Annotated in this window: 5 protein-coding genes; all 5 read right to left on the bottom strand. The window is 71.6% G+C overall.

Features of this window, described 5'->3' with window-relative positions:
- Window positions 1-2,265 (bottom strand): PBP1A family penicillin-binding protein (locus tag VIB55_RS12680; protein ID WP_331877016.1); only part of this gene is annotated, 2,265 nt, incomplete at its 3' end.
- 24 nt (window positions 2,266-2,289) lie between these two features.
- On the bottom strand, window positions 2,290-4,551 hold the full coding sequence (locus VIB55_RS12685; RefSeq protein WP_331877017.1) for a PBP1A family penicillin-binding protein: 2,262 nt from the start codon (window positions 4,549-4,551) through the stop codon (window positions 2,290-2,292).
- Window positions 4,552-5,166: 615 nt separating this feature from the next.
- Window positions 5,167-5,442: a hypothetical protein gene (locus tag VIB55_RS12690; protein WP_331022361.1), complete on the bottom strand. Its 276-nt coding sequence runs from the start codon at window positions 5,440-5,442 to the stop codon at window positions 5,167-5,169.
- A 76-nt stretch (window positions 5,443-5,518) separates the two neighbouring features.
- Complete coding sequence (locus VIB55_RS12695) at window positions 5,519-6,508, bottom strand: polyprenyl synthetase family protein (protein WP_331877018.1); 990 nt, start codon at window positions 6,506-6,508, stop codon at window positions 5,519-5,521.
- A 69-nt stretch (window positions 6,509-6,577) separates the two neighbouring features.
- On the bottom strand, window positions 6,578-8,039 hold a 1,462-nt coding region (locus VIB55_RS12700), incomplete at its 5' end, for a tetratricopeptide repeat protein (RefSeq protein WP_331877019.1).

Here is an 8,039-nt window from a genome sequence, read left to right on the forward strand (position 1 = left end):
CGTCGTGCGGGGCGTGGTGGTGCGCGGCGAGGGCGTTCCCACGCTGCCCGGGAGCGGCGTAGCCACGGAATCCCCCGCGCGGCGCCGGGCCTCCAGCTCCGGCCAGTCGATCCCCTTTTCGCGCAGGTCGCCCACACCCACCGTGTCGGGATCGTACGACCCGGCCGGGATGTCGTAGGCGTAGGCGCCCACCTCCTCGTCCATCCATGCCGTGTCCATCGACATCCCGGCGTACGCGCCGGGGTCGCAGATGGGGCGCGGCGGGCGCGAGTTCACGAAGTATTCCGTGTACGTCTCCCCCCGCGCCGGGCACGACGGGTCCACCGCGAAGCCCGTGGCCCGGTCCACCGTTTCCGTGAGCACGCCACGGGGCGGGCTCCACGCCGGGGGCATCTTCCGGTTGGCGTAGATGCGAGACATCATCCGACCCCACACCGGCGCGGCGATGGTGCCGCCCGACGCGCCGCGCACGATGGTGGCCGGCCGGTCCAGCCCGAACCACACCGCGCCCACCAGGTCCGGCGTGTAGCCGACGAACCAGATGTCGGTGGCGCCGTTGGTCGTTCCCGTCTTCCCCGCCGCCGGGCCGCGGAAGCCCGCGCCGCGCACCGGGGTGCCGGTGCCGCGGTCCACCACGTCGCGCAGCATGCTGGTGAGCACGAACGCCGCCGCCGGGTCTACCGCCCGCTCGCGCCGGGGCGCCGCCTCGTACAGCACCTCGCCCTTGCTGTCCTCGATGCGTTGGATGACGTACGGGTCGGTCATGTTGCCGCCGTTGGCCAGCGCGGCGTAGGCCGACACCAGCTGGATGGGCCGCACCTCGGCCGAGCCCAGCGCCGTAGACGGGACGTTGGGGATGTCGGTGGTGATGCCCATCTCCCGGGCCTGGCGGATGACGTCGCCCATCCCCACCTGCTGCGCGATGCGCACCGTCACCGTGTTCTTGGAGCGCGCCAGGGCATCGCGCATGGTGATGGGTCCGTCGTAGCGGCCCGTGTAGTTCTTGGGCTCCCACGTTCCGCCGCCGGACAGGGCCAGCTTCAGCGGCGAGTCGTCGAAGCGCGTGGTGGGCGCCACGCTCTGCTCCAGCGCGGCCAGGTACACGAACGGCTTGAAGGCCGACCCGGGCTGGCGCATCCCCTGGTACACGCGGTCGAACTTGCTGTCGTCGTAGTCGCGCCCGCTGACGAGCGCGCGCACGGCCCCCGTTTCGGCCTCCATCACCACCGCGAAGCCCTGCAGGTACGCCGTGGCGCCCTCGTCGGTCTCGCCCTTGGCCTCGGGGTAGGTGGGGTGGCGGTACGCGCCGAAGCGGCCCGCCTCGATGGCGTCGGCCTGGCGCGCCATCTCTTCCTCGGCCGCGCGCTGGGCCACGGGGTCGAGCGTGGTGTAGATGCGAAGCCCGGCGGTGAGCAGCTCGGCGGGCACGCGCTCCTCCAGCTCGCGGCGCACGCGCTCCTGGAAGTACGAGCCGCGCTGCGACGAGGGCGGGCGGCGGGCCAGGCGAATGGGCGAGGCCTGCGCCTCGGCGGCCTGCGCGGGGGTGATGTGCCCGCCCTTGGCCATCTCTCGAAGCACCAGGTCGCGGCGCTTCTTTGCCCGCTCGCGGCTTTCGCGGGGGTTGATGCGCGAGGGCGACTGCGGAAGCCCGCCGATGAGCGCCGCCTCGGCCAGCGTCAGCCGGCTGGCCGGCTTGCCGAAGTACGTGCGCGCGGCCGCATCCACCCCGTACGCGCCCTCGCCCATGTACACGTGGTTCAGGTACAGCTCCAGGATCTTGTCCTTGCTGAACGCCCCCTCGATCTGCCGGGAGATGCGCACCTCCAGCACCTTGCGGCGCAGGGACTGCTCGCGGTAGTTCAGCTGGTCGGGAAAGAGGTTGCGGGCCAGCTGCATGGTGATGGTGCTGCCGCCCTCCTCCACCCCACCCGCCCGCACGTTGCGGAAGAGCGCGCCCAGAAAGCGCTTCCAGTCTACTCCGCCGTGGCTGTAAAAACGGCGGTCCTCCACCGAGAGGACCGCCAGGGGCATGTACTTGGGCATGGAATCCAGCGGCACGATGCGGCGGTTGACGCTGGCCAGCGTGCCCATGGACTTGCCGTTCATGTCGAACAGCTGCGAACCCTCGGCCTGGTACTTTTCCAGGTCGCCCACCGGGGCGCATCCGCCGAAGCCGCACGGGGCGAACCACAGCCACCCGAAGGCGCCCAGCCCCAGCGCGGCGAAGATTCCAAGACCGATCAGCAGCTTCCGTCGCAGGGGCATATCGGGTACTCCGAGAGTGTGTCGTTACGGTTTCGCGCCCCCCGGTGCAGGAGTCACGAAGTCTTCCGGCCGGGGCACGCGCGGCTGGTTGGGAAACACGGGCCGTCCCGGCAGCTCGGGAGTGGGATCCACGAAGATCATGGACGGCGTCGGCGCGCTCCGCGGGCAGACGGGCTCGGGCAGGTGCCGCGCCGAAAAGAAGTCCGGCGTTCCCCCGCCGCACCCCTCGGCCATCACGCGCCCTCCGCTGACCCTTCGCACCACCACGTCGGCGGGCCGCTTCCACGGCTCCGGCGGCTTGCGTCTGGCGTATTCCGTACGCATAACCCGCGCCCACACCGGCACCGCCAGCAGGCCGCCCGTGGCGTTCGGCATGATGGTGCGCGGGTTGTCGAAACCCATCCACACCCCCGCCAGCACCTCGGGGGTGTAGCCCACGAACCACACGTCGGTGCTGCCGTTGGTGGTGCCCGTCTTTCCCGCCGCGGGCACGTCCCACGACAGGCCGCCGATGGCGGGATCGCGCGCCGGGGCGCCGGAGCCGCGGTCCACCACCTCGCGCAGCATGTCGGTGAGGATCCACGAGATGCCGGGCGCCACCGCCTGCCGCGGCGGGGGTGCGGGCTCCCACAGCACCTGGCCGCGGTGGTTCTCCACGCGCACCACGTAGCGCGGCTCCACCCGCCATCCGCCGTTTCCGAAGGCCGCGTAGGCGCCGATCATGTCCAGCGGGTACACCCCCGCCGAGCCGATGTACACGGAGGGATAGCCGGGGATGCGCGTTTCCAGCCCGGTGCGCGCGGCCAGGTCGCGAACCTTCGCGATCCCCGTCTCGCGCCCCAGGCGGATGGCGGCCCGGTTGCGCGAATAGCGCAGCGCCGACCGCAGCGACGCCCATCCGCCCCCGCGCCCCTCGTAGTTGCGCGGCGTCCACACCTCGTTCCCCACCTGGATGGAGAGGGGGGCGTCGGAGATGCCGGACAGCGGCGAGCGGCCGTTTTCCAGCGCGGCCGCGTACACGAACGGCTTGAACGACGACCCGGGCTGGCGAAGGGCCTGCGTGGCGCGGTTGAACTGCGACTGCTTGAAGTCGCGCCCACCCACCATGGCGCGGATCAGCCCCGTGTGCGGGTCCATCACCACCACCACGCCCTGCAGGTAGGGCGTGTGGGTCACCGGCTGGCCGGGCTTGAGCCCCTGCGTGAACTTCTCGTAGGTGGGGTGCGTGTAGCCGCCGAACGCCCCCCGTTCCACCTGCCGGATCTGCTCTTCCAGCCCGCGCTCGGCCTCGGCCTGCAGCACGGGGTCGATGGCGGTGTGAATGCGCAGCCCGCCGGTGTACAGCAGCTCGCCGAACTGCTCCTCGAGCTCGCGCCGTACGGATTCCACGAAGTACGGGGCCTTGATGGCGCCGCCCGGGGGCGAGAGGGCGATGGGCTCGCGGCCGGCCTGGTCTGCCTGGTCGCGGGTGATGAGGCCCATGTTGGCCATGGCGCTCAGCACGATTTTGCGGCGGGCCTCGGCCCTTTCGGGATGCTGCCGCGGGTTGTAGGCGGTGGGTGCCTGGGGAAGGCCGGCGAGCACCGACACCTCCTGGTAGGTCAGGTCGCGCGCGCGCTTGCCGAAGTAGGTGCGCGACGCCGCCTCGATGCCGTAGGCGCCGGCGCCCAGGTAGATGTGGTTCAGGTACAGTTCCAGGATGTGGCGCTTGCTGAAGCGCCGCTCCATCTGCATGGCCAGCTTGATCTCGGCGAACTTGCGCCGCACGCTGGTCTCGTTGGCCGGCAGCTGCTGGGGGAACAGGTTGCGCGCCAGCTGCATGCTGATGGTGCTGCCGCCGGGGCCGCCCCATCCGCGGATGATGTTATCGCGCACCGCGCCGATCATGCGCACGGGGTCTACGCCCTCGTGCTCGAAGAAGCGGCGGTCCTCGACGGCCACGAAGGCCATGTACACGTGCCGCGGCAGCGAGTCGATGTCTACCACGGTGCGGCGCTCGCGGAAGAACTGGCCCAGCACCGCGCCGCGTGCGTCCAGCACCAGGCTGGCCTGCCGCGGGGCGAAGCTGGCGATCTGCTCGGCCGAGGGGCAGGTGCCGGCGCACGCGCGCGTCCACGCCGCCACCACGCCGCCGGTGCTGCACGAGCCCATGCCCAGCGCGGCCAGCCCAATGACCAGCTTGCGTTCCGCCGGGTTGCCCCACGCGCCGCGCAGCCTTGTCCATCCGTCCACGATCCGCTCGCGCCACAGCTCCGGCCGCGCGAACTTCTTCCACTCAGTAGCCAACGGTTCGCCCCGCCTTCTTCGGGTGAGTCCGCATCTGTCGCAACCATAGAGTCATGGCGGATACATAGATACACGCTCGGGAGGGCAGGGGAAAGGGAAGTGCGTGAGTGCGTGAGTGCGGAAGTGCGTGCGCGGCACGTACGAGCCCCGGGCGCGGAAGCGGAGGTCCCGGCCCTGCTGGGGCGACTGAAGTCGCGGCAACGACGGCCCAAAGTCCGCCTTCGCGGACTGCACGCGCAGCCGGGTGCGCCAGGCCGGCCGAAGCGCAGTTCAGGTCTCCCCCTCCCCTGCGCAGCGGGGGACGGGGGCCGGGGGGAGGGGGCTCCCAAGGCATGCGAGGCGCCCCGTCGAACCTCGATCGAAGTTCTCCTCTCTCCCGCGCAGTTTGCGGGGGAGAGGCCGGGAGAGGGGGCGGCCGCGGCCTGCACCGGCCGCCAGTCGAACCTCGATCGACGTTCCCCCCTCTCCCGGCGCAGTTTGCCGGGGGAGGGGCCGGGGGAGGGGCCCACCCGACGAATGCACGAACGTCCGTCGATCCGCCCCGATCCCCGACGCACGAAAAGCCCTCCCCCGCGCGGACGCGGGGGAGGGCTTTTCACTTCGTGTGGCGTGGACCTACAGCCAGGTGCGCACGGCCAGGGCGACGACCAGGACTCCCATCAGGCTCAGGAAATCCAGCCGCAGCACGAGCGGCCCCAGTGTAAACCCAACAGCCACCAGGTCGATCACCAGCGGGCCGAAGGCCGCCGCCACCGACGTGGTGAAGAACGCGCGCGCGGTGCTCTCGGGCATGAACCGGATGGCCAGCTCCGAAAGCAGCGCTCCCAGCAGCAGCCCAACCAGCACCACCACGAGCACACGGCCCGCGCGACGGCGTGTGGCGACGCTCATCTATTCTCCCCCCAACCCGTTCGAAATTGGCTCCCTCGATCTCGCCCCGAGCGCAGGCAAGAGCAGTGCCCCCGCATCAGCGGCGGCGCTCGATGGCGTAGACGATACTGTCGCGCAGGGCTTCCAGCGCGGGTCCCTCGGGGAGCCCGTCCAGCGCCTCGCCGGCGCGCTGCGCGCACTCCATGGCCTGCGCGTGCGCGTATTCCAGCCCGCCCTGCGCCTTCACGATCTCCACCACCCCCGCGATCATGGCGTCGCTGGGCTCGGGGTGCGCGAACAGCGCCTCCACCTCGGCACGCTCGCCCGGCGACAGGCGCGGCAGCGCGTAGATCAGCGGCAGCGTCACCTTGTGCTCGCGCAGGTCCAGCCCCGTGGGCTTGCCGGTCACCGCCGAGTCGGCCGTGTAGTCCAGCAGGTCGTCGGCGATCTGGAAGGCCAGCCCCAGCTCGCGGCCAAAGGTCTTCAGCGCCAAGCGGTGCGCCGGGGCGCCTGTCAGCGCGCCCAGCTCGCAGGCAGCGCCCATCAGCGAGGCCGTCTTGCTGTCGATCAGGCGGTAGTAGTCGGCCTCGGAAAAGTCCAGCGCGTCGTGCGACGAAAGCTGGCGCATCTCCCCCACCGTCATGGCGTTCGCCGCGTCGGCCAGCACCTGGATGGGCTCCAGCTTGCCCAGCCGGGTGATCTCCATCAGCGACCGCGTGTACAGGTAGTCGCCCATGATGATGGCCACCTGGTGGCTCCACAGGGCGTTCACCGTGGGCATGCCGCGGCGCAGCACCGAGTGGTCCACCGCGTCGTCGTGCACCAGGGTGGCCAGGTGCACCAGCTCCACGATGGCGGCCAGCGTCTCGGCCTGGGGCGACTGCTCGCCCTCGACGTTGTCGCACAGCAGCAGCAGGCTGGGGCGGAACAGCTTGCCCCGGATCTTCAGCAGGTACTCGTTGACCGTTTCCACCGGGGCGAAATCCGACACCACGATCCGGCGGATTTCGTCGACGACGCCATCCACACGCTCCCGGATGGGGGCCTGGATGTCGGCGAGGCGGGGAACGGCGGTGCGCGCGGTCATGCGTGGCGGATGGGCTTCTGGCTCATGGGTTTCCGCGAAAGCTAGGGGGCGCGCCGCCCGTCGTCAAACCTACGCCGCCCCACGGCTTGCGCGCAGCCGGTCTACCCGCTGCGCCGTGTCGCGGAAGCGGATGTCGACCGACACCACGCGCTCGTAGTACTCCAGCGCCGTGTCCGGCCGGCCGGTGCCTTCTTCCACGCGGCCCAGCAGGTACAGCACCCCCACCAGGTCGCCGTCGGCCACCCCGGGCAGCTTCAGCGCGCGGTCCAGCACGCGGCCGGCCACCGCGTACTGCGTCTTTTCGACGAAGCACTGGCCCAGCAGCTCCAGCGTGGCCAGCGGCTTGGCCCCGCCGCGCAGCGCCACCTGGAACTCGGAGATGGCTTCGTCGATCAGCCCCATCTCCATGAAGGCCACGCCCAGGTCGTAGTGGCTGGCGTTGTCCTCGACGTCGATGTTCTCGGCCACCTTCTGGCGGAAGCTGGCCAGCATCTCGGCGAAGTCTTTGTCCTCGTCGCCGCTGGGCTCCTTTTCCTCGACGATGAAGCGCGTGGACGCCTCGCCCTCGTCGTCGTCGCCCAGGATCAGCGCGCCCAGGTCCACGTACTCGTTTTCCGGCGGGGCCGCGGGGGCGGGCGACGGGGCGGCCGGATGGGCGGGCGCGGCAGCCGGAGGCGCGGCGGGGGCCCGCGGGGCCGGGGCGGCGGGCGCCGGGGCGAGCTGCGCGGCGGCGGCGCGCGCCTCCACGTTGTGCGGGTCCAGCTCCAGCACGCGCTTGAACACCGCCGCGGCCTTGCCGTCGTGCCCGTGGCGCGCGAAGTGGCGGCCCAGGTCCAGGTACGCCTCCACCTGCGGCTCGGGCCGGCCGCTGCGGAAGGCGTACTCCACCCGCTTCTGCAGCAGCAGGCCGTCGTCCGGCCGCAGCCCGATGAGCGCCGTGATGGGCGCCACCGCCTCGTAGTACATCCCCCGGGCCGCCAAGGCGCGGTGGGCGTTCTCCAGCACCCCTTCCACGTCGTGGGCCAGCCCGCGGGCGCGCAGCTCGCGGACGAGCTCGTCGCGCGAAGCCTCGTCGGCGGGCTCGGCGGCCACGTGGGCGCGCAGGTCATCCAGCCGGTCCACGGTTGGCACGAACGCCGGCTCCGGGTCCGGCGCCCGGCGGCGCGCGGGTGCACGGCGCGTGGCGGGCGGGGGAGGAGGCGCGGCGGGCTCGTCATCGAAGCTCATCAGCGGCAGGTCGCCGCCGCCATCCTCGCCATCCTCGTCTTCGTCGTCCATCAGCGGCAGCCGGCCGCCGTAGCCGCCGGCGTCTCCGTCGAAGTCGCCGCTGTCCATCAGGGGTAGGTCGCCCCCGCCGTCCTCCCCGTCGTCCAGCCCCATCAGCGGCAGCGGATCGCCCGCGTCCTCCTCGTCCCCAAAGCCGGCGAGCGAAATCCCGCGGCCGCCGTCCTGGTCGTCCCCGTCGTCCGGGGAGGAGAAGTCGAGCGAGGTGGGCTCGAAGTCCAGCGTGCCCCCGTCCAGCCCCATCAGC

Source organism: Longimicrobium sp., from assembly GCF_036554565.1.
Taxonomy (GTDB): Bacteria; Gemmatimonadota; Gemmatimonadetes; order Longimicrobiales; family Longimicrobiaceae; genus Longimicrobium.

Bases quoted from the DNA above. Each gene is read 5' to 3' on its own strand.
- VIB55_RS12690 (WP_331022361.1), bottom strand. From the start codon at position 5,442: ATGAGCGTCGCCACACGCCGTCGCGCGGGCCGTGTGCTCGTGGTGGTG.
- VIB55_RS12695 (WP_331877018.1), bottom strand. From the start codon at position 6,508: ATGACCGCGCGCACCGCCGTTCCCCGCCTCGCCGACATCCAGGCCCCC.